We start from the raw sequence: 24362 nt of genomic DNA on the forward strand, positions 1-24362 counted from the left end.
CAACCGTTCGGCTTCACTTCGATATGTAAAGGGCTGCTCGGTTAGCGGAATCTGTTCCAGTCTCCGTCCCGCGAGGCGACGAACGGGATCTCGCCTCTCGACACCGCAATGTCCTTCAGCATGTGGTCCGACAACGCCCCAAGCCGATTTTCCACCGATCGCCGTCGTCGCCACAGCATGAGGCTACGAGCCGGAGAAAACAGCAGCAGCACCGCTTTGCGCAGTCGCAGTTCGAACCCGCCTGACAAGAGCTTCTCGTTCATGATCGTCCCCATGGAATCGTGCGCCGATCACAAAGATCGGTGCGCCCTGCGAGCCGGTCGGCGCCTCGTCCGCCGGCCGGCTCCCGCGCCCAGCGCAGACCTCGGAATCGAGATCGGTTTGGTGAAAGGGTTATGCGTGGATTGAAAAGCGACAGAGCGTGGTTGGCGCGCCCTATCGAACGCGGTCTTAACGCGCGGCCGAATGAGGGCCGATGAGCGTGGTGATCTCCGTCACGCGGTCCGCCGGAAAGCCACCCTTTTCCGCGTGCCGATAGACCGCATCGGCGCTCTCGGCCTCATGAACGCAGTACATCTTGTCCCCGGTCACATAGCTGGTGATCCAGGTATAGGGTTCGCCGAGGGAGGCCACGACGGCGTTGGATTTCGCCGAGATCTCTCGCAGGGTTTCCTTGTCCATGTCCCCGAGACCTGGAATGTTTCGTTCGACAACGAATTGCGGCATTGTTTTATCCTTCCATGATGTTTTGAGTGACGCAGCGCTTCATCAACCGTGCGCATGCCGGCAGCTGACGTCCGGGTTCATGTCGGCGAACGGTCCCTTCGGATTATTCTTCCATGCCCAGACGTGCAGCTCGTAGAAAGCCGGAAGGCCGTAGCGGTTCGGTGCGTTCGTGAAACTGAACAGCTGGCCGCCGAGATTGGCGGGACCTTTTGTCGTGATGTATTCGACAGCGACGAGTTTCATCTTGCCGTGTTCGTCAGGCTCGTACATCACAGCCTCCGGCTTGGAGAGATCAATGGCCTCATCCTTGATGAGGTCGGCACTGACATAGTGGATACCCATCGCACCTCCATCTATGCCGCTGGTGCATGGGATCGGCGAATAGCCTTCCTTGACGGCCTGGTTGACGTCCCGGAGGCGCGCATTGGCCTCCCGAACCAGTTCCGGCAGGCCGCCGCCGCCGAGCGCTGCAGCCGGAAGAACTGCCATAATGAGAAGCGCCGCGATTAGCGCTTTTGTCACTTTCATGAAGATTGCCCTCCAATTTCTGGTTGTCCAAGCCGATTGGATTCCGGCCGGCATTGCGTTGTAAAAAATCCGCGCGATGAAACATCTCCCGCGTGGGGGATGAAATCTTCCGCAAATCCCGGAAATGAAGGCGCCATGGCCGGCGACAATTGACCGCGCTGGCCGGGCTGATGCAGGATTGTGATCATGGAACAGCAGCTGTCGGAAATTATTGGCGCTATTTATGATTGCGTGGCCCGGGAGGATGCCTGGCCAAACGCTCTTCGTCTGATCAATGGCCAGGTCAATGGTTTTCTAACCACGCTTGCCGTCTTCGACACGACCACGCGTTCCGCACGTCTGGCCCAGATCGCCTGCGACGACGGAGAGGCCATCCGCACCCTCGTCGCGCATGCGAAGGACGTCCCGTTCTTCCACCTTCTTCACCGAATGGAGATCGATCAGCCGGATACGCTGGAACGGATGTTTTCCCTCTATGGACCCGATGGCGAAGCCGTCTGGAAGAGCGGTGCGCTATACCAGAACTTTCATGCCAGGTATGGGGTTCTAAACTCGATCGACATGGCCGTACTGAAGCGCCCGACCCGTGTCGGGACGATCAACATTTCGGTGCAATACGAACCGAACGAACGACGCGTCTTCGACATCGTCGGGCTGCTCGGCCCGCATATCCGCCGTGCCGTGACGATCCACGATATGTTCGAGATGGAGCGCGCCGAAGCCGCCGTCCTCAGGGAGGTCATCGACGCTCTCGACCATGCGGTCTTCATCGTCGCCGAAGACATGACGATCCTCTTCGCCAATGATGCCGCCGAAGCACGGCTGCGCGAGCAGCAGGTGGTCCACTCGCTTTCAGGTCGGCTGGCCGCTCGCTACAGTTATGCAGGCGCCGCCCTTTCCAACGCCGTGATGCTTGGCGCGCGTGACGAAATCAGTCTCGCAGCCGCTGGGATCGATGTTCCCCTTGCCTCGGCCGAGCGCCCCGCCGTCGCTCACGTTCTGCCGTTGCAGCGGCGCACCGAAAGGGGACGCTTCGAAAGCCGGGCGGCGGCGGCGATCTTTCTCGCCGCGGCTGGAACGGTGATCCAGTCGGCCGTCGAAGCCGTTGCTGCCCTTTTTGCTCTCACGCCTGCCGAACGGCGCGTGGTCGGCTACGTGTCCGAAGGCATGACGCGATCCGAGATCGCAAATGCACAGGGCGTTGCCGACGGTACCGTCAAATCGCAACTGGCCGCCATCTACGACAAGACGGGAGCGGAAGACCAGCGCAGCCTGCAGCAGCTCGTCCGCGAACTTAGCCCACCTGTGAGGCGCGCCTAAGAAGTCGACATTAAACTTCGGCCGACTGGCAGCAGACGCGAAAAAGCACGCCGGCGCCACGGCAGCTGCGGGCTCCGCTCACATCCTGACCGTCATGCCGCCGTCGACCGTCAGTACGTGGCCGTTGACAAAGGAAGCGGCGGCGCTTGCCAGAAAGAGCGCGGCGCCGGCGATCTCGTCCGGCCGTCCCCAGCGTTGAACCGGGATGCGCTGGCGCACGAAGGGCATCAATTCCTCGTTCGCAGCCATCGCCGCGTTCGTCTCGGTGGCAAACCAGCCGGGCGCAATTGCGTTGCTGGTGATGCCGTGCGGGCCGAATTCGACCGCCATGCCGCGCATCAGTCCGGTCAGTCCCTGCTTGGCTGCCGGATAGACGCAGTCGCCGGGCATTACGACATGGCCGCTGATCGAGGTCACCGCGATCAGGCGGCCGTGATTGCGTCGCTTCATCAACACGGCAGCGTCGCGCGAAAGCGTCATCGCCGCCGCAAGGTCGGTGCGCAGCAGTTCGATGATCGCATCATCGTCGAATTCGGCCAGCGGCCGCCTGTCGCGGGCGCCGACATTGTTGATCAAAATATCGAGACGACCATGGATCTTGTCGATATCGGCCATCGCAGCACGCTGTGCCTCGCGGTCGGCGACATCGAATGCGGCGGCCTCCGCCGTGCCGCCAGCGGCACGGATGGTCCTGACGGCGCCTTCCAGCGTCGCCGCCCTGCGTCCGTTGACGATGACATGCGCGCCGGCCTCGGCAAGGGCGCGCGCCATCTCGAAGCCCAGACCACGGCCGCCGCCGGTCACGAGCGCCACCTGACCTGCCAGTGAAAATCTATCCAATATGCTCATGGTTTTCGTCGCTCTCAACCGGGTCCGTCGCGACAATTAATGGACTCAGTCAACTAATTTGGCAATAGCCGAACGACGAGACCGGATGACGGTGAGGCAGCCCGTCCGGTACACATCCGGCCTAACCGAGCAGCCCGGCCAACCAGCGCGAATCGAGGTGGCGTTCCAATTCCCCGGCGACGTCGTCGAGCGCCTGCTCGACGCTCTCGCGGTAATTCCTCCGCCCACCTGATAGGCCGAAGCTTTGAAGCAGCCGGTCGCGATAGGCGTCGCTACCGAAGAGCCCGTGCAGATAGGTGCCCATGATCCGACCGTCGGCCGACAGCGCGCCGTCGGGCGCGCCGTCAATGATCGCCGAGGGCCGATCGCAATCCGGGCCGCGGGTGATGCCGAGATGGATCTGGTAGCCGGCAAGCGGCGCGTCATATTCGGTCGAGCGAGCCTGGCTGTTCCGCACGGTCTTCTCCGGCGCCATCTCGGTCTCGATGTCGAGCAGCCCAAGCCCCGGCGTCTCGAGCGTCCCGCCCTCGATGCCGAGCGGATCGCGCACTGTCCGGCCGAGCATCTGGTAGCCGCCGCAGATGCCGATCACCCGGCCGCCGCGCCTGACATGCGCCTTGAGATCGCGGTCCCAGCCCTCAGCCCTGAAGTCGGCGAGATCCGATATCGTCGATTTCGAGCCGGGAAGCACAACGAGGCTCGCATCGGCAGGTATCCGCTCGCCTGATCGCACGAACACCAGCTCGACATCCGGCTCGGTCCTCAGCGGATCGAGATCGTCGAAATTGGCGATGCGCGGCAGCACCGGCACGGCGATCTTCAGCGCGCCCGTCCCGCCCCTCGCCAGCCGTTCGAGCACGACAGAATCTTCGGCCGGCAGGCGTCCCGCACCCGGCAGCCACGGCACGACGCCGAAGCACGGCCAGCCGGTAAAGCCCTCGATGGCGCGGATGCCGTCGTCAAACAGCGAGACGTCGCCGCGGAACTTGTTGATGATATAACCCGCAATCATCGCCCGGTCGCCATCGTCGAGGATTGCATGCGTGCCGACCAGCGAGGCGATGACGCCGCCGCGGTCGATATCGCCGACGAGCACGACAGGCACGCCCGCCTGCGTCGCAAAGCCCATATTGGCGATATCGCCGGCCCTGAGATTGATCTCTGCCGGCGATCCGGCACCCTCGACGATAACGAGGTCGGCGCCCGCAGCCACTTTTTCGAAGCTCTCGAGCACGGCGCCGAGCAACTGTGGCTTCAGCCGCTGGTAGTCGCGCCCCTTCGCCTGGCCGAACACCCTGCCCTGCACGATGATCTGGCTGCCATTCTCCGATTGCGGCTTAAGCAGCACCGGATTCATGTGCACCGAGGATGGCGTGCGCGCGGCCAGCGATTGCAGCCACTGCGCCCGGCCGATCTCGCCGCCATCATCGGCGACCGCCGCATTGTTCGACATATTCTGGGGCTTGAACGGCCGGACCGTCAGCCCGCGATTGGCCGCCAGCCGGCAGAGGCCTGCAACCAGAACCGTCTTGCCGACATCGGAGCCGGTTCCCTGCAGCATGATCGCTCTTGCCATGGTGGCCCGCATCCGCCTCTCGTTCAGGCGAGGCCTACAATAGGCGGTAATCCCGGGTCAAGACTTGCCCCAAAGTTCCGTGCCGCAAACGCGAAAACCGCGCATGGCCTTGGCTCTGCGCGGTTTGCCGAAAACTCAGGCGTCTTCGCCCCTACACGGCGAAGCTCGCTTTCTCCGGTACGCACTACCTGAACCAGAGAAGCGGCGGTCATTGCTGCCACGACCCAACTGATAACGGCACATTCTTACCGGAGGGTTATTGAAGGCTTACGCAAATGTTAATTTTGATCTTTTTTGACATTCTCGTCGAAATTTCTGCCGAAGATCCGCCGCCGATCGCGAAGAGCGTGCATTTCGCCCAGGGGCGCCATTTTCGGGATCTTCACATAAATTCTTCGAATTCAATCATTTAGTCACGCAACCATGAGCAGAAGATGGTTGATTTCTGCGAGCGAACGCGTAGGCTCCGTCATAATGCGCCATTGTTGAACATGGCCTGCGACGAGTTGCCGGAGCCGCAAGGACGGACGGTGCCATGAACCGGAAAGCCTGTTGCTGTATCGCCCGGCAGGCGTTTTCCCCTCAGGTGCCAGAGATATATGTCGGTTGATTTCAGAGCCTGCGCGTCCGCCTAAGAAGAATTCGGGGAATGACGATGAAGACGTTTCTGATTCCGGCCGTCTTTGCCGCGGCTCTTTCTACCGTTGCGCCGGCTGAAGCAGCCGAATGCGGCACCGTTTCGATCGCCGAAATGAAATGGGCCTCGGCAGGAATTGCGGCGAGCTTCGACAAGATCATCCTGGAAAAGGGCTACGGCTGTTCCGTCACCATTGTCGATGGCGACACCCTGCCGACCTTTGCCTCGATGAATGAGAAAGGCACCCCTGACATCGCCTCGGAATACTGGATCAATTCCGTCAGGGCCCTGCTCGATCAAGCCGTCAACAGCGGCCGGCTGGTGCAGGGGGCCGAAATCCTGGCTGACGGCGCCGTCGAGGGTTGGTGGATCCCGAAATTCATCGCCGACGCCCACCCCGACATCCGCTCGGTCGAAGACGCGCTGAGACATCCCGAGCTCTTCCCCGCCGAGGACGACCCATCGAAGGGCGCAGTCTACAACTGTCCCGCCGACTGGAGCTGCCAGATATCAACCACCAACCTGTTCAAGGCGCTTGCTGCCGACAAGAAAAGCTTCGAGCTTGTCGAAACCGGCAGTCCCGAACAGTTGGATGCCTCGATTGCCCGCGCTTTCGAAAACAAGGTCGGCTGGCTCGGTTATTACTGGGCGCCGACCGCCATCCTCGGCAAATATGACATGACGCGCCTGAGCTTCGGCGTCGGCCACAACAAGAACGAATGGGACCGCTGTACCGCAGTTGCCGGCTGCGCCAGGCCGCAGCTGAATTCCTACCCGGTCTCGCGCGCCTTCACACTGATGACCCGGTCTTTCGCCAGCCGTGCCGGACCTGTCACGACCTATCTCAAGACCCGCAAATGGGACAATGAGACGATCAACCAGGTGCTCGCCTGGCAGGACGAAAACCGCGAAAGCAACGAGGATGCCGCGATCTATTTCCTTCGCAATTACGAGGGCCTGTGGACGAAATGGGTGCCTGTCGATGTAGCCGAGAAGGTCAAGGCGAGCTTATAACGACAAGACACGAGCAAGCATGGACGATTCGATGACAGGCAATGTTCCCTTTCCCGACCGCGATACCGTTGCGGAAAAGCTTGCCGCGCTGTCGGAGACCGACAAGTCGTATGTGGCGCTACTGATGGAAAACGCCGCCCAGGACGACAACCTGCTCGACGGCCTGCGCCGCCATCTCGATCTTGCCGCCGGATCGCGTTTCCTGAACTCGCTGAAGCTCGAAAATCTGGGAATTTGGCTCGGAACCCAGGCGCCGGACCGGTTACAGATCCGACTGATGGAAACCGCCCGCTCCAGCCAACATCCCGCCTACCAAGCCTTCCGGACCGGTCTCGACCGATCCGGCGGGCTGGAAAAGGTTTATCCCCCGGTCATCCGTTAGGATGGTCCGGCCCCGGTCATCCGTTAGGATGATCCGACTCCGGTCAGCACCTGATCCGGCGATTCTGGCAGCGATCTGAACGGTCGTTACTTCTTCGCGGCGCGGTCGACTGAGCGGCCGGCATCCTGCGTGGCGTTCACGGTATTTGCTGTATCCTTTCCTATGCCGCGGATCGTGTTTCCGCAGGAGGAAAGGGCAAGAAGAACCATCAAGGCTGCGGCAATTTTGGCCGTTGTCGTCATCTCGGATATCCTTGTTTGAAATCAACCCCGAACGGCGACAATTGCCGTCCGCGCCGATAACGCACGACAAACCAAAAGGTTCACCGGCTAGAAGGATACCTGTCAGACTATCCGCGCATAATCCTTTGCGAAAATCGAATCGGATTTTCGGGGATTAGGCGGCGACCGCCTTTGCTCTCTCGGCAAAGGCGCCGCGAATGCTGTCGGCCACCGTCTCGATCGGCCCCGACACCTGCGAGGCGGTTAGCAGCCGGATATCGAAGGCGCCGAGTTCCGGCAGCCCTTCCTGAGGCCCGAGGATCGCCATGTCCTCGTTGACATAGGACAGCGGCAGTGGCGCGATGGCGAGATCAGAAAGCACGGCGGCGCGCTGCGCCATCGTGTGGCCGCTGAGATAGGCGACGCGATAATGCCGCTTGTTGCGTTCGAGTTGGGAGAGCGCCTCCTGGCGCCAGATGCAGCCATCCTCCCAGATCGAGATCGGCAGGGGATCTCGGCGATGCGCCGAACCGCACCTGGCGCCAGCCCAGACCAGCCGCTCGCGGAACACGACCTCGCCGCCCGTCGGGAACGGCCGTGTCGCACAGTTGATCAACGCGAGGTCGAGCCGCTGCTCCTCCATGCGCTTCTTCAGTCCGATGCTCATGTCGATCGTCACATCGACCATGATGCCGGGATAGCTCTCGGCGAAACTCTTCAGGATGCTCGGCAGCAGCCGTTCGCCGATATCCTCAGGCGCGCCGAGCCGCACGACGCCGCTAAGCTCCGGCATGATGAAGCGCGACACCGCCTCGTTCGACAGCGCCAGGATGTTGCGCGCGTAGGACAGCAACATCTCGCCGTGGCGCGTCAGCGATACCGAGCGGGCGTCGCGCAGAAACAGTGTTGCCCCCAGTTGTTCTTCAAGTTTCTTGATCTGCATCGACACCGCCGATGGCGTGCGGAAGACCGCCTCTGCGGCGGTCGAAAAATTGCCTGTCTCTGCGATAGCCACGAAGGTACGCAGCACCTCGTTATCAAGCAGCGGAATGGGACGGCGAAAGGGAATGCTCATCGTCGCATCTTTCAATTTTTCTGATTCATAACCCCATATCATTTTGTTTGATTGAATGTCAATTGACCCTCATATTTCGGGCGTCGGCAGCTAAATGCAGCAAAGGAGGCCCGACATGCCTCAAACAAACATCTGGAATATCGTACAGGCCCTTTCCGCATTCAAGTCGCAGAGGCGCAGGGATGCGAACCATGAGCATGCGCTCCGAGAGCTAAGGCGCTTTCCGCCACATCTGCTGGCAGATTGCCAGCGCGAGCTAGAGTTGACCGTCCCGGAGCGCCGCGCGTGCGATGGGACGCGGTAGAGACGCTTCATCCCTTTGAATCCGCTCAGGATCTGGGCACCTCGATGCCGGTCAACTCGCAACGTCTTACTCGACTTGCGCCGCAGCGGATGATCGACGGTCGAACGCCGATCACATCCCGCCCAGCAGTTTGAACGCTATGATCCACATCGTGAAAGCGACGAGCGTTTCCAGCATGCGCCAGGATGAGGGTTTCGAGAAGATCGGCCGCAGCCGCTTTGCGCCATATCCGAGCGAAAAGAAGAACAGGAAGGAACCCGTCACCGCCCCTGCCGCAAAGGAAACCTGCTCTCCCGGATATCGCGTCGATATCGTGCCGAGCAGCACGACCGTGTCGAGATAGACGTGGGGATTGAGCCAGGTGAGTGCGAGGCAGGTCGCCAGCGTCTGCCGAAAACTCGACGACTTTGCTTCCCCGGCCGTCAGAGCAGCGGACGACCGCAAGGCGGAATAGAGGCTTCTTGCCCCGTACCAGACCAGAAATGCGGCTCCGCCATAGCGCATGACCGGGTCGAGCCAGGGCATGAACCTGGCGATCTGCTGGAGGCTGGTCACACCAAGTACGATCAGCGCGGCATCCGATACCGCGCATGCGAGGCAGACGGCAAAGATATGTTCGTTTCGCAAGCCTTGGCGGAGGATGAAGGCGTTCTGCGCGCCAATGGCGACAATCAGGCTGAGGCCCATCATCAAGCCGGTTATATAGATCGAAAAATTCATCTCTTCGGCCAACGCCCCTCATTTCGGTAAGGTTGCGCTATCGCGATTGGGAGAATTAGGCTAGTTAATCTGACTTACCTAGATTAAGTGAAACTAATCCATGCTCGACTATCCCGCACTTCGTGCCGTCGCAACCATTGTCCAGACAGGCAGCTTCGAGAGAGCCGCGACCGTCCTGAGCGTGACCCCGTCGGCCATTTCGCAGCGCGTGAAGCAGCTCGAAGAGCGTCTCGGCGTCGTCCTCATCGTCAGAGGCACGCCGTGCACGGCGACGGAAAAGGGAGAATGGCTCTGCCGCCATATGGAGAATGTCGGCATGCTCGAAGCAGAACTCTTCGGGCAGCTGCCGGCCCTCATCGATCCCGACGAACCTCGCCAAAGGGTCACGCTTCAAATCGCGACGAACGCCGACAGCCTCGGGACATGGTTCGTCGAGGCCATGTCGAGTTTCGCCAGGAGCTCTTCCTATCTGCTGAACGTCGCCGTCGACGACCAGGACCACACCGCCGAATGGCTACAGCGCGGGCGGGTGATCGCCGCTGTCACCAGCCTGGAAAAGCCGGTCCGCGGATGCCGACGTTTTGCACTCGGCATTCTGCGTTACCACGCAACTGCAACGCCCGATTTCGTCGCACGGCACTTTCCGCATGGCGTGACATCAGAGGCAATCCGCAACGCCCCGGCGCTGACCTTCAATCAGAAGGACAGGTTACAAAGCAGTTGGGTGCGGCGGATGTTCGGACGCGATCTCGACTATCCTACCCATTGGCTGCCGTCGCCGCAAAGCTTCGTCGAAGCCAGCCTCTCGGGCATGGGTTGGGGGATGAACCCGACCCAGCTGACCCGCGAGCATCTCGCGTCCGGACGGCTGGTCGAGCTGGTGCCCGACACACCGCTCGATGTCCCGCTCTACTGGCAGATAAACCGCCTCGCCGCCGATCGCCTGGCGGATCTGACGCGCGAAGTCGTCACAGTGGCCAAGCGCCGTCTTTGACGCGTCACTCAAGAATGCAGCAGAACCGGGTCCCTTTTATCAAACGTAAGCCGTGCGGCTGCCGAACTCACTGGTCTCGTCAAAATTCGTCGTGCCGATACGCTCGCTTTCGCCGGAAAATTCTTTCGGAGCGTCACCGGCAGGCTTCGATGCAGCAGACGCCTGAGTTTGGCTGCTCTCGCTCGCTTCGAGCTTGGCAATCTTCGCTTCCAGCGTATCGATGGATTTTTCGATCGTGGCCTTCTCTTGCTCGTCCTGCGTTTCCGACAGGGCTGCCTTCTTTTCGGCAAGCTGTGCCTCGAGAGAGGCAAGCTGATCCGACGAACTGGAAGACGAGGTTGTAGCGGCTGAACTCAAAATGGTGGATGCAGAACTGGAAATTGCGCTGACCATGAGCATGACTTTCGATGGTGGAATGTCATCGTTCTAGCCACGGATGGTAAAGGTTCGATAAATAAAGTACCGGATAGTACCAAAATAACGGGGATGGCTACGCAAATAGCGCGCTCCTATGCGATGGCGATGATTTCCAGTTCCTGGCCGCCTGTCTCCACCAAATCGCCGACAGCCTTGCCCATCAGCAACCGCGCCACCGGGGAAACGTAGGAAATCGATCCGGCCTTGGGATCGGCTTCGTCCTCTCCGACGATACGATAGGTCTGCACGCGCCCGTCGTCACGGCGGAAAGTCACCGTGCTGCCGAAGGCGACGGTGTCGATTGACGTAGGGTCAGGCACGAGCTGGGCGGTGCGAAGTCTTGCGGCTAAGTAGCGAAGATCACGCAAGGGACTGGCTGTCTGCCGCCGCCGTTCGTTCACGTCGTCGATGGTGCTCGCGCCATCATAGGCCTCGCGAGCCTCTTTGAAGCGCAGCTCGAGAGCCTTCAGTCCTGCTTCCGTAACAAGGTTCGGATGCGCCGAAATCGGACGATCGGGCAGCAGGGTTTCCGAAGCGGTTTCGAAACTCTCTTCCTTGGTAAAAGCGACGGCCAATCTCGGACTCCGTTTTAGCGCGATGCGCTCTTCTAGCTGATGGGGAATTGCCGCGAAACGATTGTCGGAACCATACACCGACCGCGGACGAACCGCCAATCTCGGTTGATAGGCGGCCGGCGCCGGCGGCAGAGGCAGCCCGCTTTCAAGGTCACCGCCCCGTAGCTGTTAAGCGGTGGAAACGTTCCGCAACACATGGCGGTGCTCGGCACCCTCATTTCGAAACGTGCTGGGGTTTGCCCTTCCTCTTGGTTGAGGCGAACTCTTCGAGCTGCTTTTCGCTCATGGATTCGACCATTTGTTTCGAGGCGCCTTTGAGTTCACTCTTGGGTGTCTCGCCGCGCTTGGCCGAGAGGGCGGCGCCTGCGGCCTTCTGCTGGGCCCTGGACTTGGCTGGCATATCGATCTCCTATCGCTTGAACGGGCGGTGGCCGGCGTCAAAGTCATCATGCTCTAACTATCCTGTTCTAAGGAGGCTGCGGCCCGCAAGCCGCAGCCGACCGGCTGTCAGTTGATGGTGGCCCACTGGCTTCGAACATCCCTGGCGTTCTTCGACAGATGGACGTGAGCATCCACGTGATCGACCCAATCGATCGGGATCAAGTGGTGCTTGCCGTCCTCCGAATCGAGCTTCGTCAGCTTGATGCGCGTGGGGCCGTCGAGATGATCGACTGTGCCGACATGGGTGCCGTCGGCAGCCCGCACTTCCATATGTTCACGGATCTGCTCTGCGGAAATCATCGTTTCCTCCTTTGCATCATTGTCAGGTACGAAGCGGCAACGAGGTGGAGCAGACTTGGTTCCCAACACGCGCGACCGTGTTCAATCAGCAGTCACGTCCCAATTGTCGTCCGGGTTGAAGGTCCGGATGCCAGTTCGCGAGGCGGGAGCGGCGGTGCCCGATAAATCGGCGTCGGCTGCTCCCACCGTCTCGGATCTGCAACCCCGCTGACACTGTCTCTGCGTAACATACGCCGATTATACGGGTAACGTCTCCGATATTCGCGTAGTCTGGCCTTGTGCAGACTTCGACCGCCGCGGCGTGCGGCGTCGAGGCCTGCTTGAACTCGGCAGAGTTATGAGGAGCAGCCGCAGTGAGCACAGCAAGATGTCATAATGGCCGAATTCAACCGAGACTTTACCCAGGTCTGGAATGGATCTTGGCTCTCCTGCTGCTCTGCGTATTGGTCGGATGTGGCGGCCACCCGAAGAATGTGCTCATCCCCGTTGCCGACAGCGCGCCGAATTCCACCAAGGTCGACATGCTAGTGACCACGACGCGCAGCCGCTCCACGATACGGGGCGAAATGTTTACAGGCGAGCGCGCACTCGCCCCGGCCTTTGCCGACATCACCGTATCCATCCCCCCTGCAAACGTCCGAAAGGTCGGCGAAGTCGCCTGGCCGAAGAGGCTTCCATCCAATCCCGCAACCGATTTCGCAACCTTGAAAGCCGACGAGATCACGCGCGACGACGCCAAGAAATGGCTGAGCGCCTCGGTCAGGAAGAGCCACGACCGCAGCGTGCTGGTGTTCATCCACGGCTTCAACAACCGCTTCGAAGACTCCGTTTATCGCTTCGCTCAGATCGTCAAGGATTCCGGCGTCCATAGTGCTCCCGTGCTCGTGACATGGCCGTCGCGCGGCAGTCTGCTTGCATACGGATATGACAGGGAGAGCACGAACTACACGCGCAACGCATTGGAGATGCTCTTCCAATATCTCGCCAGGGATCCTGAAGTGAAGGAGGTGTCCATCCTCGCGCATTCCATGGGGAACTGGCTGGCGCTGGAAGCGCTTCGCCAGATGGCGATCCGCAACGGCCGCCTCCCTGCCAAGTTCGAGAATGTGATGCTGGCCTCGCCCGACGTGGATGTCGATGTCTTCCGCCAGCAGATCGTCGACATGGGCAAGCAGCATCCGCAGTTCACCTTGTTCGTCTCGCGAGATGACCGCGCGCTCGCAGTATCCCGCAGGGTATGGGGTGACGTCGCGAGACTCGGCGCCATCGATCCCGAGCAGGCTCCCTTCAAGAAGGAACTGGCCGACAGCCAGATCACGGTGATCGACCTCACCAAAGTCAAAGCGGGCGACAGACTGAACCACGGGAAATTTGCAGAATCGCCCGAGGTTGTTCAGCTGATCGGAGCGCGGATTTCCGACGGCCAGACGCTGACTGACAGCAAGGTCGGGCTCGGGGACAAGATCCTTGCCGCAACAACGAGCACGGCCGCCGCAGCGGGCAGCGCAGCCGGCCTGATCCTTGCCGCCCCGGTCGCAGTCGTCGATGCCGACACCAGAGATAATTATGCCGGCCAGGTCAGCGGCCTCACGGGTCCTATGGGCAAACAGCAGCGGGCGCCCGACTGCACTGCCGGAGGCCGATCGAAGGAGTCGTGCAGGCAATAACGGTTCAGGAATTGGCAACTGACAGTTCACAAAGATCAGGATAGACAATGCCACGAGTTTCCAAGATCCGCATGTTTAGATCGCTTCTCACGGCGGCCGCCCTGGCGGCCGTTCTCCTTTGTGCCTCCATTACCGTGGCTCAAAGCGTGACGCCTGCGAACGCGCAGCCTGAAAGCGTTCAACGCTTCATTGGGATGTTCTCGGATCCTGACGTCCAGCGCTTCCTGCAACAGCAGTCCCAAGCAGCCCAGGCTGCGGCGAAACCGCCCTTGGCAACCCCGAACTCCGACCCATCATTCTCGGAATTCGCGATGCGATTCCGTGCCCACGCCTCCGGCCTTCTCGGCGCTATCCAGTCCTTTCCCCTGGAGACGATGCAAGGCGGGGCAGTGCTCGAACGGGACATCCAGGCGAATGGCGGGACGAGGCCGATCTTCCTGGTCGCGGCCTTCGTCGCTGTCGGTCTGGCCGCGCAATGGCTGTTCTGGTGGATCAGCGCCGGCTGGCGCGCATGGATGGCGCGCGCGCCCTTTGCCACGGTCCGCGAGAGGGTGGTGGCACTGGCCGCGAGGCTTCTGTGGGCGGCATGTTACGTCCTCTCCTTCGGGCTTGGCAGCATCGGCTTCTTCCTGCTGTTCCAATGGCCGCCTGTTATCCGGGAGATCGTCGTCGGCTATCTCTTCGCGATCGTCGTCTTCCGCCTGGCGAGCGCGCTTTTCGACGTGCTTCTCGCGCCCCGGGCAGAGGAAGAGGGTCGATTCCGTGTCGTCCCGATCACGAAGGATGCCGCCCGCCACTGGGCGAAACGCCTGGGCTATCTCGTCGGCTGGTATGCCTTTGGCTGGGTGACCATCCGCCTGCTCGGCACTCTCGGCTTTTCCGACCCGGCCCGGCAACTGGTCGCCTATTCGCTTGGCCTCGTGTTGCTCGTCATCGGCATCGAAGCTGTCTGGAGACGTCCGTCCCGATTGTCTGCCGGCCAAGCCAGCCGGATCGGACTACGCGCCCGGAATTGGCTCTGGACGGTCTATTTCGCTGGCGTCTGGCTGCTGTGGGTGGTGGGAGCCATGAAGCTGTTCTGGATCGCGGTGGTCTGCGCGGCATTGCCCGGCGCTATCGCCCTCACCAAGGCGTCGGTTAACAATATCCTGCACTCTTCCGCGGACCAGAAGGACGGCCAGCAAAGAAGCACCGTCGCTTCGGTGATTATCGAGCGCGGCATAAGGGCGGCGCTGATCGTCGGTGCGATCGTTCTGCTTGCGGACGCCTTGGACGTCAGACTGACGCAGATGACGATGCAGGATTCGCCGCTTCTCCGCCTCGTGCGCGGTCTCTTCAGCGCCGGGATCATTCTCCTGGTTGTCGATCTCGCCTGGAATGTGGTGAAAGTGCTGATCGATCGCAAGCTGGGCGACACCGAGGCCGTCCTTGAAGTCGGCAGCGAACGGGAGCGGCGGCGCACGCGTCTCAGGACCCTGCTGCCGATCCTTCGCAATTTCCTCATGATCCTCTTCGTCGCCATCGCGATCATGATGGCGCTGTCATCGCTCGGTGTGGAAATCGGCCCATTGATCGCCGGTGCCGGCGTAGTTGGCGTCGCCATCGGCTTTGGTGCGCAGACCGTGGTCAAGGACGTGATCAGCGGGATGTTCTACCTGCTCGACGACGCCTTCAGGGTGGGCGAATATATTCAGAGCGGCAGCTACAAGGGCACCGTCGAGTCCTTCAGTTTGCGATCCATCAAGCTCCGGCACCACCGCGGCGCCGTCTACATCGTCCCCTTCAGCGAGCTCGGAGCAGTCCAGAACATGAGCCGCGACTGGGTGATCGAGAAGATGACTATCACCATCACCTACGATTCCGACATCGAGAAGGCCCGCAAGATCATCAAGAAAATCGGCCTGGAACTGTTCGAGGATCCGGAATTCAAACCGACGACGATCGAGCCGCTGAAAATGCAGGGGATCGACAGCCTGGGTGACTCCGGCCTGCTCCTGCGGATGAAAGTCATGACGCTTCCGGGCCAGCAGTTCACGCTGAAGCGGCGCGCCCTGCGGATGATCCATCAGGCGTTCAACGAAAACGGCATCAAGCTCGCCGTGCCAACCGTCCAGGTCTCGGGCGGAAAGGACGACGCTGTTGCAGCCGCTGCCCAGCAGACGCTCGCGGCGCATAGTGCGGCGAGCGCCACGAACCCGGCCTGAGCGCGGCATTCTTCAGGCCCTTAAACAAGACACGAAAGCAATGGGAGGAAATGAAATGAAGTTCCCGGTCAACCTATCGCATGTGCTTGCGACACTTGCCGTGCTGATGACGGTCTGCGCGCCCCTCCTCGTACCGGCGACGGCCGAAGCCCGTCGCGGCGCTGCGGCCTGCGGCCCGAGGGGCTGCGGCGCTGCGGCTTGCGGACCGCGCGGATGCGCTGCGGTCGGACGCACCAGTCCTGCCGTTCGGCCGCCCGTCCGGCGCGGCGTCGTGGTGGTGACCCCTCGCCGCTACTGGCGTCCGGGTACCGCCATCGCCGCAGGCGCCGCCATCGGCTTCGTCGCCGGAGCTGCCGCCGTTTCATTGGCAGGTACGCCGCCTCAGTCCGGTCAGTGCTGGTACTACACCTCACCCGACAAGACGACGGGCTTCTGGGACGTATGCCCGCGCTGAGTGGCTCGCAGAAGGCTCGCGAGTCGGCATCACGGCCACTATCATCGCCTCCGGCAAAGTCGTCTCGATCGCCAGCGCGATACTCGTCACCGGTCTGATCCGCCGCCCACTAAATCAAACAGAGCATGACGTCGTCCGAAAACAGCACACTCCTTTCGGTATTATGCTCCGCTCCGCAGATCTCCTTGCACGGAAAGCCAGGAGGCCCATGAGGATGACCGACCCTATAGTGGCCTCCAACGGGACTAGCGGGCGCACCGCCATCATTCAATATCTCTGATGTTATCCATAAGTTCTATTCGTTTGAATGATGAGTTCCCAAGGCCCATATTGTGATTATGGACATGGACGAACCTCCCATTGACGACCATGCCCCTGACCCTAGAAAGGAACCGGAAAATGACCACGCTCACCTATCGCGGTGGTGGTAAGTCCCTCACCTCCGGCCAAGGCCGCTTCGATCTGGCACATTATGCCCGCAAGCTCACCCTCGCCTGGACACGCTGGCAGACGGCCCGTGAAATCGAAGCCATGCCCTTCGACATCCGCAAGGACATCGGCTGGCCGAGCACGGACGACAGCAAACACCGGACCATGTAATGAATGCGACATTCCACCCAAGATAAGGGCGGCGTCTGCTTTGCGCAACGCCGCCTTTTTCGTGGCCTGACCGTCCATTCCCAAGCCCTTTTCAGTCTTGAATTTCAGTCGCCTATCAGCCCGTCATCAGCCCTATCCGCAGCCATTCCGGCAGTTTGATCGGCCAAATCGTGCCCGATGTCGCATATTTGCTCTTCCCGGCCGCATTTTTCCATGCCAGTGTCGCTTTCAGGACATCGGCGCGACGCATTCCGCGCAACGAATGTGTCATCGTCCCTCGAGCATGGATTTCGCTATGAACAGGATGCAGATCAAGAAGCGTTCGCTGGTCTTCTTTATGGTACCGCAATTCACCATGCTGCCCTTTTCGGCGGCCGTGGACACCTTGCGCATCGCCAATCGCATGCTCGGTTATCAGGCCTATACCTGGCGACTGACCTCCGTCGATGGGGAAAAAGTCTATTCCTCCTGCGGCATCGGCGTCGAGGCCAATTCCTCGCTTGCCGAGGAGCGCCGCCATCTCGGCGGCGAAAACCGGCCGGGCATGGTGCTCGTCTGTTCCGGCATCGATGTCGAGCAGTTCAACAACAAATCGGTCAATGCCTGGCTGCGTGAATGCTACAATCGCGGCGTTGCCGTCGGCAGCCTCTGTACGGGCGCGCATGTGCTTGCTCAGGCCGGCCTCCTGAACGGCAAGCGCTGCGCCATCCACTGGGAAAACCTGCCGGGCTTTTCGGAAGCCTTCCCGCAGGCGGAAGTCTATGCCGATCTCTACGAGATCGACGGCAATCTCTATACCTGCGCCGGCGGCACCGCCTCGCTCGACATGATGCTGAACCTCGTCGGCGAGGATTTCGGCGAAAGCCTTGTCAACCGCATCTGCGAGCAGCACCTGACCGACCGCGTGCGCAACCCGCATGACCGCCAGCGTCTGCCGCTGCGCGCCCGCCTCGGCGTCCAGAACGCCAAGGTGCTGTCGATCATCGAGTTGATGGAAGGCAATCTCGCCGAGCCGCTGTCGCTGATCGAGATCGCCGACGGCGCCGGCCTCTCCCGTCGCCAGATCGAACGGCTGTTCCGCCAGGAGATGGGTCGCTCGCCGGCCCGCTACTATCTGGAAATCCGCCTCGACCGTGCGCGCCACCTCCTGGTGCAGTCCTCGATGCCCGTCGTCGAGGTCGCCGTCGCCTGCGGCTTCGTCTCGGCCTCGCACTTCTCCAAGTGTTATCGCGAACTCTACCATCGCTCACCGCAGCAGGAGCGCGCCGAGCGCAAGATGACCATGGCGACCGCTCGCCAGGCCGTCGCCGCCTGAGACAATAAAGGACAGTCGCCGCCTGAGACAATAAAAGACGGTCGCCGCTTGAGATGATAAGACGGCCATCTGCCGCCTGATATGAAAGGCGGCGGCTTGGCTCTGCCCTTCGGATGGCGCTATTGCGCCGCCTCTTCCGTCATCCTGGCGTCGGAATAGACCTGGTTGCGGCCCCGGTGTTTGGCCATGTAGAGAAACTGGTCGGCGGCGTTGAGGTAATTCTCGAAGGTCTCGTAACCGCCGATCTCGGCGATGCCGATCGAAATCGTAACGCCGAGTTCCTCGTCGTCGGCCGTGACCTTCAGCCGCGAAATATCCGAGCGGATCTCGTCGCAGAGCTTGGTCGCGGCAGCGGAATCCATCTGCGGGAAGAGGATGGCGAATTCCTCGCCCCCCAGGCGCGACAGAAGATTGTCGCTGCCCTCGAAGATCGTAAACAGCCTGTTTGCGACAGCCTTCAGCACCTTGTCGCCGATCTCGTGGCCATAGGTGTCGTTCAGCCGCTTGAAATGGTCAATATCGAGAATGGCGACGGAGCTCGGTACCTTCAGCCGCAGGCACTCGTTCACCAGCTTCGGGCCGTTGTCGTAGAAATAGCGGCGGTTATAGAGGCCGGTCAGGTAGTCGCAGGCCGCCGCCGCCCTCAGCTGCCGCATCTGCGCCAGCGTTTCGGCATTGTTGGCGATGCGGCATTGCAGCTCCTCGGCAACGAAGGGCCGGTAAACGAAATCGCTGGCGCCGGCCTTGAGGAAACTCGCCGAAAGCATGCGGTCGTTGGAGGAGGAAACGCCGATGACACGCAGCCTGTCCGAGCCGAAGCGATGGCGAATGCGCCGCGTCAGCTCGTAGCCGCTCATATCGGGCATATGGTGGTCGGTGACGACGAGCTCGATATCGCTGTAGGCCTCGAGCGCCGCCAGCGCCTCGAGCCCCGAATTTGCCTCGACGACGAGATATTGCTGTGCCTTGAGCAGGTCGACGAGCACCTGGCGTGCCGAGACGACATCGTCGACGACGAGCACTCGCGTCTTGCGGTTGGAGATCGCCCGGCGGACGGTGGCGACCAGATTGTCGAGCGCGAATTCATTGTCCTTCAGCACGTAATCGATGACATTGCGCTCCATGATCTTGTTGCGCGTGTTGAGATCGAATGTCGCCGTGAAGACGATTGCCGGGATATCGTGCTCGATCGTGCAGTCGAGCGCTTCACCATAGGGCGAATCCGGCAGGTTGAGGTCGACGACGGCCATGGTGTAGCCGTGACCGTCGTCAGCAAGTTCCTTGCGAAGAGCTTTCAGCGACGGGCAGGATTTGACGGCAAGGCCGAGCTCCGTCTGGAATCGGTGACAGAGCACGGCGGAAAACATCCGGGAATCTTCAACCAGAAGTATCTTGAGCCCGCCGGAGCGCAGCCCGATACCATCCCGCTGGAAATCCGCTTGAAAAGCCACAGCCCCTACTCCCCGATGCGCCCGATGGGCTCGACTCGGCCCTCTCCCCGGCGGGGACGATAACCGAGAGGCCTGTGCGCGTGAAGGGGACAAATAACAGCGACATTACCTGTAATTGCAGAAATTCGACGACTGTCCCCGAGCGTGATATCCGCCCCCCTGACGATACCGATACTGGAAGGGCCGTCAGGCAACCGCCCGCTCCTTGCGCATCGATTGAATCTGCAGCAGCGTATCGAGGTTCTGGTTGACGCGGCAATAGAACTCCTCGTCAATGAAGGGACGCAGCATGAAATCATTGCCGCCGGCCTTCAGGAATCGCGCCGAAAGCAGCCGGTTCGAGGAGGAGGAAACACCGATGATGCGCAGCTCGTGCGAGCCGATGCTCGCGCGGATGCGCCGCGTCAGTTCGAAGCCGTCGATGTCGGGCATGTTGTAGTCGGTGATCATCAGGCCGATATCGCGGTTGGCCTTCAGGATCTCCAGCGCCTTGCCGCCGCTCTCGGCGACGCTGACACGAAAATTGTAGCGCTTCAGCCGGCTCGACAGCAGGGCGCGCGCGGTCGCACTATCATCGACGATCAGCACGTGATGGCGGTGATTGGTGAGGAAGCGACAGATCGATTCCGCCAGCAGGTCGACGGCAAAGATATTGTCCTTGAGGATATAGTCCACGATATCCTTGGCCATCAGCTTGTCGCGCATGCTTTCATGGAAGGTGCCGGTAAAGACGATTGTGGGTATGGAGAGATCGACCAGATATTCGAGCGCTTCGCCGTTTTCGGCGCCGGGCAGATTGATGTTCGAGATCGCCAGCGTGATCGGATCGGAAGACTTGTCGTAGGAAACCTGCAGATCCTCGAAGCTGCGGCAAATCTCGACCTCGATGTCGAACAGCTCCTTGAGGCGTTTGCTGATCATCGAGGTGAATACGTTGGAATCTTCCGCGACAATAATACGCGCACCAGCAAACATTTCCCCGGAATATTGCATCCCCGAAATACCTAGAAACGCCATAGCAAACCTTTGATGTAAAATCTGTCCCCGGATCAAACTGATACATCAATTGATTTGAATAATTATTAATCGGCGCGCCCAGTTCTAAACGAAGAGGCGGCTCAATGGCGCCGCCTCCGATTTCTTTGCGGATATGATTAAGAAATCAGGCGCGAAGCGCCGCATTCCAGGCATCGAACGGGCTTTCGCCGACAACCGTCGCATTATAGGTCGAACCGAGGATTTTGATCTTCAGCTTCGTGCCTTCGCTGGCATAGTCCGGCCGCGGCATCGCAAGCGCCAGCGCCTGACGCGACCACGTCGGATTTAGACGATTTCCCGTGGGCCTGTCCGGGTGGCACTGCTCAGCCGAAGCGATTATAAACGAGCCATCGACCCGATCCGCCGACAGGTTCGCCCCATGATCCAATCCGATCCGGTGATCGAATGGCTTCTCGACTCCGATCCGTCGATCCGGTGGCAGGTGATGCGCGACCTGCTCGATGCCCCAGATAGGGAATGGATGGCCGAGCGGGCCAAAGTCGAGACCGAGGGTTGGGGCGCCAGGCTGCTCTCTTGCCAGGACGAGGACGGGCAGTGGGCGGGCGGCGCCTTCCTGCCCGCCGGTTTCGACGCTCGCGAGTGGAGGGAGCGTGGCCAGCCGTGGACGGCCACGACTTTCTCGCTATCGCAATTGAGGGAGTTCGGTCTTGATCCCGCCTGCGGGTGCGCCAGGCGCACCGTCGAATTGATCGGCGCCAGCGCCCGTTGGGAAGAAGGCGGCCAGCCCTACTGGGAAGGCGAAGTCGAGGAGTGCATCAACGGCCGCACCATTGCCGATGGCGCCTATTTCGGGATCGACGTCTCGCCCATCGTCGACAGGCTGGCCGGCGAGCGTCTCGACGACGGCGGCTGGAACTGCGAGCGGATCAATGGCTCTGTCCGCTCATCTTTCGCCAGCACCATCAACGTGCTGGAAGGCTTGCTGGAATACGAGAGGTCGACCGGCGGCACGCATCGGTCTCAAGAGGCGCGCAGGACGGGCGAGGAGTTTCTACTGGCCCGCAACCTCTTCCGCCGCCTCGGCACCGGCGAGCCGGCCGACGAGCGCTTCTTGCACTTCCTGCACCCGAACCGCTGGCGCTACGACATTCTGCGTGCGCTCGACTATTTCCGCTCCAGCGCGATCCTGACCGGCAATAATCCCGATCCGCGTCTCGGCGAGGCGATCGAGCACCTGCGTTCCAGACGCCTTCGGGACGGCAGCTGGCAGCTCGACGGGAGCCCTGCAGGTCGGGTGTGGTTCGAGATCGACGACGGGCAAGGCAAGCCGTCGCGATGGGTGACGCTCCGGGCTATGCGGGTGCTGAGATGGTGGAATGCCCAGCCCTCAATCAATGCCTGACGGCAAACCCAGCCCGCGCAGGAAATGCGCCTCGATCGCCCGCAGCAATTCGGCGCGATCGGATGGCGTCTCGCCGATGCCCGGCTGATTGACCACGCCGTGCAGGGCATTGAACAGGAACACCGCCGTGAAGCCAGGATCGTCGATCGACCAGGCATTCTCGCAAGCGCCAGCGGCGAGCAATTCGCTCAAATGGTCGATCAGGATGTTGCGCGAAAGCCCTTCCCTTGTTGCGGGAGGTGCTGTCACGAAGGCGAGATGATGCAGCCCGGCCGCGTCGAGATAGCCGGTGGCGCATGCCATGGACCAGGCCGCCAGTCTCCCGCGCCAATCCTCTCGTCTCCGTCCTTCGACCGCCGCAACGATGCCATCCAGCACGCCCTGCACGAAACGGGCGCGCAGCGCCTGGAGAACATCGGCCTTCGAGGAAAAGTGCAGATAGAAGGTGCCCTTGGCGACCCCCGCCCCCGTCGTGATCTCCTCGATCGTGGTCAGCTCCACGCCCTTTTCCAGAAACAGCCGCTCGGCTGCGGTCATCAGCTCGTCGCGTCGCTCCTCGGGAGGTTTGGTTCTCGGTTTAGAAACAGGATCGGCCGGCATCGACACGGTGCTTCCACTCTCATTGACGGCGCGTGGGGTCGGTCCTGTGCAGGTAGCCGGTAAAAACGTCGCGCATGGCGATGCTCTCGATTTCTGGCAGCAGGCGACCGACCTCACCGCGATGATAACCGGCATGCGTCACCACATGGGCCAGCATCTCTTCGCGGGACATGCGCCCGCGCCCACCATCGGTGAAGGTGAAGTCTATGACTTCCTCCATTTCCGGAAGCGTTATGCGCGAGGTATAGTCGGTATACCAACGGTCGGTTTCCCGGATATCGGACGACAGCTGCGCCAACGGCGGCACTTCGCTGCTCCAGCTCGCCGCGTAGGAATGATTGAGCCGCTGAAGATTGGCGACGAAAATACGATCGACGAGATGGGCGTGATTGAGCACACGAAGGGCTGAGCGAAAGTCGTCAGATCGCGCCTCAGCCCCGAGCGCATTCAAGGCATCGAGAAGCTCATCGTCAACGCTGGCTTTGTATCGGAACAGAGAGTTCAACAGGGTCTGCGCGCTCATTGCGATCTCCGGGTGTGAAACGGGCGGCGCCGGCATCAAACCGACAGCCTCCATTTATATGACTGACTGGTGGTCAGTCAATACGATCCCGCGCTGCCCTGCCGCACAATCATGTGTCCCTTACGCGCAGCAGCCGCGCGTTGCCGTTCGCGGCCCACAGCAGGCCGCCGCCTTGCTGTTTTCCTCTGCCAGCCAGCGGTCGCGCGGCTTGCAGCTTGCCGGCCGTGGCGAAAGCGAAACATGGACGGTTCCAGCGCTGAGAATCGGCATCGCCGCGCAATAGAGTTGCATCGGGCGCACGCCATCGCTGACTTCGAAGGTCAGCTTCGCCGAACCATCCAGCTGCACGTGGTCGGTAACCTTGCGGATGATCGCCTGGAACTTGCCGGCCGGCATGTGTGTGCGGTCGCCCTCTTCGATGTCCCAGAGCTGGATGAAGATCTCCGTCCAGGCCTCAGGATTGGCGCCGCAATCGAGGGCCGAGAACTGGCCCGCTTTGACCTCGGTGATATGATAACCAGGCTTCACCGGCCGGCCGTCGTAATAGAAAACCAGCGGCGCGTCCCTTTCGCCGTCGAGCGTATTGAGCAGCTGGCCAAGGCTGATGTCGTCCTCTTGAATTTTTCCGTTGTCGATCGCGCTCATATCAGCTAATCCTCATTTCAATAATTCAAGGATCATTGAAATATGGATCAACGTCAAGCCCTCGTCGCATTCGGTGCTCTCTCGCAAGAGACTCGCCTGCACATCGTCCGCATGCTCGTGGTTTCGGGTCCCGATGGCTTGGCGGCAGGTGCAATCGCGGAAAAGGCGGAGGTCTCGCCGTCCAATATTTCCTTCCACCTGAAGGAGCTCGAACGCTCGGGCCTGATTACGCAGCAGCGCGAATCCCGCTCGATCATCTACACCGCCAATTACGAGGCACTCGGCGGCCTGATCCGTTTCCTGATGGAGGATTGCTGCAGCGGAAATCCTCAGATCTGCGCGCCGGCTGCCGCCGTCGCCGCATGCTGTGCACCTGCAACGAAAGAGGAACTGCAATGACCGTAGGCCGGATTGGCGATACAC

General features: G+C 61.0%; 30 protein-coding genes. 12 read left to right on the top strand and 18 right to left on the bottom strand.

Features of this window, described 5'->3' with window-relative positions; all coding sequences use genetic code 11:
* Positions 1-41: 41 nt before the first annotated feature.
* The 3 genes from ACD590_RS11865 to ACD590_RS11875 form a co-directional block, all read right to left on the bottom strand.
* Entirely contained in the window at positions 42-263 is a 222-nt protein-coding gene (locus tag ACD590_RS11865; RefSeq protein ID WP_018447281.1) for a DUF1127 domain-containing protein, read from the bottom strand.
* A gap of 187 nt (positions 264-450) precedes the next feature.
* Positions 451-726 (bottom strand): DUF4242 domain-containing protein, encoded by a 276-nt coding sequence (locus ACD590_RS11870; protein ID WP_018242402.1) that lies wholly within the window; start codon positions 724-726, stop codon positions 451-453.
* Positions 727-768: 42 nt separating this feature from the next.
* On the bottom strand, positions 769-1254 hold the full coding sequence (locus ACD590_RS11875) for a hypothetical protein (RefSeq protein WP_115157400.1): 486 nt from the start codon (positions 1252-1254) through the stop codon (positions 769-771).
* Between the two features lie 186 nt (positions 1255-1440).
* Between ACD590_RS11875 and ACD590_RS11880 the strand changes: the two genes are divergently transcribed.
* The gene (locus ACD590_RS11880) at positions 1441-2574 is read left to right on the top strand and encodes a helix-turn-helix transcriptional regulator (RefSeq protein ID WP_018447278.1); all 1134 of its coding nucleotides are present in this window, start codon (positions 1441-1443) and stop codon (positions 2572-2574) included.
* A 78-nt stretch (positions 2575-2652) separates the two neighbouring features.
* On the opposite strand, the gene ACD590_RS11885 is transcribed toward ACD590_RS11880, so the two are convergent.
* Together ACD590_RS11885 and ACD590_RS11890 are read right to left on the bottom strand one after the other, a co-directional pair.
* A complete protein-coding gene (locus ACD590_RS11885; RefSeq protein WP_018242406.1) occupies positions 2653-3423 on the bottom strand; it encodes an SDR family oxidoreductase in 771 nt (256 codons plus the stop codon).
* 121 nt (positions 3424-3544) lie between these two features.
* On the bottom strand, positions 3545-4999 hold the full coding sequence (locus ACD590_RS11890) for a cobyric acid synthase (RefSeq protein ID WP_026188424.1): 1455 nt from the start codon (positions 4997-4999) through the stop codon (positions 3545-3547).
* 649 nt (positions 5000-5648) lie between these two features.
* On the opposite strand from ACD590_RS11890, the gene ACD590_RS11895 reads away from it, so the two are divergent.
* Both ACD590_RS11895 and ACD590_RS11900 read left to right on the top strand, forming a co-directional pair.
* Positions 5649-6650, top strand: coding sequence for a glycine betaine ABC transporter substrate-binding protein (locus ACD590_RS11895; protein ID WP_018242409.1), 1002 nt, complete (start codon positions 5649-5651; stop codon positions 6648-6650).
* 19 nt (positions 6651-6669) lie between these two features.
* Positions 6670-7032, top strand: coding sequence for a hypothetical protein (locus tag ACD590_RS11900; protein WP_028733111.1), 363 nt, complete (start codon positions 6670-6672; stop codon positions 7030-7032).
* An 86-nt stretch (positions 7033-7118) separates the two neighbouring features.
* Here ACD590_RS11900 and ACD590_RS11905 read toward each other — a convergent pair whose 3' ends face one another.
* Together ACD590_RS11905 and ACD590_RS11910 are read right to left on the bottom strand one after the other, a co-directional pair.
* On the bottom strand, positions 7119-7274 hold the full coding sequence (locus tag ACD590_RS11905) for a hypothetical protein (RefSeq protein WP_003540537.1): 156 nt from the start codon (positions 7272-7274) through the stop codon (positions 7119-7121).
* A gap of 154 nt (positions 7275-7428) precedes the next feature.
* The gene (locus ACD590_RS11910; RefSeq protein ID WP_018242411.1) at positions 7429-8370 is read right to left on the bottom strand and encodes a LysR family transcriptional regulator; all 942 of its coding nucleotides are present in this window, start codon (positions 8368-8370) and stop codon (positions 7429-7431) included.
* 73 nt (positions 8371-8443) lie between these two features.
* Here ACD590_RS11910 and ACD590_RS11915 point away from each other — a divergent pair, with 73 nt between their 5' ends.
* Positions 8444-8632, top strand: a complete 189-nt coding sequence (locus tag ACD590_RS11915; RefSeq protein WP_018242412.1) for a hypothetical protein — start codon at positions 8444-8446, stop codon at positions 8630-8632.
* A gap of 111 nt (positions 8633-8743) precedes the next feature.
* Here ACD590_RS11915 and ACD590_RS11920 read toward each other — a convergent pair whose 3' ends face one another.
* Entirely contained in the window at positions 8744-9352 is a 609-nt protein-coding gene (locus tag ACD590_RS11920; protein WP_032998455.1) for a LysE/ArgO family amino acid transporter, read from the bottom strand.
* Between the two features lie 100 nt (positions 9353-9452).
* On the opposite strand from ACD590_RS11920, the gene ACD590_RS11925 reads away from it, so the two are divergent.
* Complete coding sequence (locus ACD590_RS11925; RefSeq protein ID WP_028733113.1) at positions 9453-10346, top strand: LysR family transcriptional regulator ArgP; 894 nt, start codon at positions 9453-9455, stop codon at positions 10344-10346.
* 39 nt (positions 10347-10385) lie between these two features.
* Here the strand turns inward: ACD590_RS11925 and ACD590_RS11930 are convergent, their stop codons facing one another.
* From ACD590_RS11930 to ACD590_RS11945, 4 genes are all read right to left on the bottom strand, one after another.
* Positions 10386-10745, bottom strand: coding sequence for a hypothetical protein (locus tag ACD590_RS11930; protein WP_115157398.1), 360 nt, complete (start codon positions 10743-10745; stop codon positions 10386-10388).
* Positions 10746-10855: 110 nt separating this feature from the next.
* The gene (greA, locus tag ACD590_RS11935) at positions 10856-11338 is read right to left on the bottom strand and encodes a transcription elongation factor GreA (protein ID WP_168331894.1); all 483 of its coding nucleotides are present in this window, start codon (positions 11336-11338) and stop codon (positions 10856-10858) included.
* Positions 11339-11552: 214 nt separating this feature from the next.
* The gene (locus ACD590_RS11940; protein ID WP_028733115.1) at positions 11553-11738 is read right to left on the bottom strand and encodes a DUF3008 family protein; all 186 of its coding nucleotides are present in this window, start codon (positions 11736-11738) and stop codon (positions 11553-11555) included.
* Between the two features lie 107 nt (positions 11739-11845).
* The gene (locus ACD590_RS11945) at positions 11846-12079 is read right to left on the bottom strand and encodes a DUF2171 domain-containing protein (protein WP_012757858.1); all 234 of its coding nucleotides are present in this window, start codon (positions 12077-12079) and stop codon (positions 11846-11848) included.
* Positions 12080-12432: 353 nt separating this feature from the next.
* Here ACD590_RS11945 and ACD590_RS11950 point away from each other — a divergent pair, with 353 nt between their 5' ends.
* The 5 genes from ACD590_RS11950 (at position 12433) to ACD590_RS11970 (ending at position 18319) form a co-directional block, all read left to right on the top strand.
* Entirely contained in the window at positions 12433-13746 is a 1314-nt protein-coding gene (locus ACD590_RS11950; RefSeq protein ID WP_028733116.1) for an alpha/beta hydrolase, read from the top strand.
* A gap of 47 nt (positions 13747-13793) precedes the next feature.
* On the top strand, positions 13794-15950 hold the full coding sequence (locus ACD590_RS11955) for a mechanosensitive ion channel family protein (protein ID WP_439002612.1): 2157 nt from the start codon (positions 13794-13796) through the stop codon (positions 15948-15950).
* 55 nt (positions 15951-16005) lie between these two features.
* On the top strand, positions 16006-16404 hold the full coding sequence (locus tag ACD590_RS11960) for a hypothetical protein (protein WP_018242420.1): 399 nt from the start codon (positions 16006-16008) through the stop codon (positions 16402-16404).
* A gap of 399 nt (positions 16405-16803) precedes the next feature.
* Positions 16804-17004, top strand: coding sequence for a hypothetical protein (locus ACD590_RS11965; protein WP_018447267.1), 201 nt, complete (start codon positions 16804-16806; stop codon positions 17002-17004).
* 295 nt (positions 17005-17299) lie between these two features.
* Positions 17300-18319: a GlxA family transcriptional regulator gene (locus ACD590_RS11970; protein ID WP_018242426.1), complete on the top strand. Its 1020-nt coding sequence runs from the start codon at positions 17300-17302 to the stop codon at positions 18317-18319.
* 119 nt (positions 18320-18438) lie between these two features.
* On the opposite strand, the gene ACD590_RS11975 is transcribed toward ACD590_RS11970, so the two are convergent.
* From ACD590_RS11975 to ACD590_RS11985, 3 genes are all read right to left on the bottom strand, one after another.
* The gene (locus ACD590_RS11975; RefSeq protein WP_018074553.1) at positions 18439-19770 is read right to left on the bottom strand and encodes a diguanylate cyclase; all 1332 of its coding nucleotides are present in this window, start codon (positions 19768-19770) and stop codon (positions 18439-18441) included.
* A gap of 186 nt (positions 19771-19956) precedes the next feature.
* Positions 19957-20787, bottom strand: a complete 831-nt coding sequence (locus ACD590_RS11980; RefSeq protein ID WP_032980464.1) for a response regulator — start codon at positions 20785-20787, stop codon at positions 19957-19959.
* Positions 20788-20932: 145 nt separating this feature from the next.
* Positions 20933-21058 (bottom strand): hypothetical protein, encoded by a 126-nt coding sequence (locus ACD590_RS11985; protein WP_261320509.1) that lies wholly within the window; start codon positions 21056-21058, stop codon positions 20933-20935.
* Positions 21059-21187: 129 nt separating this feature from the next.
* On the opposite strand from ACD590_RS11985, the gene ACD590_RS11990 reads away from it, so the two are divergent.
* A complete protein-coding gene (locus tag ACD590_RS11990; RefSeq protein ID WP_439002613.1) occupies positions 21188-22171 on the top strand; it encodes a squalene cyclase in 984 nt (327 codons plus the stop codon).
* On the opposite strand, the gene ACD590_RS11995 is transcribed toward ACD590_RS11990, so the two are convergent.
* The 3 genes from ACD590_RS11995 to ACD590_RS12005 form a co-directional block, all read right to left on the bottom strand.
* Positions 22157-22771 (bottom strand): TetR/AcrR family transcriptional regulator, encoded by a 615-nt coding sequence (locus ACD590_RS11995; RefSeq protein ID WP_439003530.1) that lies wholly within the window; start codon positions 22769-22771, stop codon positions 22157-22159. The two genes, ACD590_RS11990 and ACD590_RS11995, sit on opposite strands and share 15 nt — an antisense overlap.
* Before the next feature lie 19 nt (positions 22772-22790).
* Entirely contained in the window at positions 22791-23294 is a 504-nt protein-coding gene (locus ACD590_RS12000) for a DinB family protein (RefSeq protein WP_439002614.1), read from the bottom strand.
* A 120-nt stretch (positions 23295-23414) separates the two neighbouring features.
* Positions 23415-23939 (bottom strand): DUF6428 family protein, encoded by a 525-nt coding sequence (locus ACD590_RS12005; RefSeq protein WP_028733121.1) that lies wholly within the window; start codon positions 23937-23939, stop codon positions 23415-23417.
* Positions 23940-23981: 42 nt separating this feature from the next.
* Between ACD590_RS12005 and ACD590_RS12010 the strand changes: the two genes are divergently transcribed.
* Positions 23982-24338 (top strand): ArsR/SmtB family transcription factor, encoded by a 357-nt coding sequence (locus tag ACD590_RS12010; protein ID WP_047620990.1) that lies wholly within the window; start codon positions 23982-23984, stop codon positions 24336-24338.
* Positions 24339-24362: the final 24 nt, after the last annotated feature.

Source organism: Rhizobium sp. 862_C5_N1_2 (genome assembly GCF_051811205.1).
Lineage (GTDB): Bacteria > Pseudomonadota > Alphaproteobacteria > Rhizobiales > Rhizobiaceae > Rhizobium > Rhizobium leguminosarum.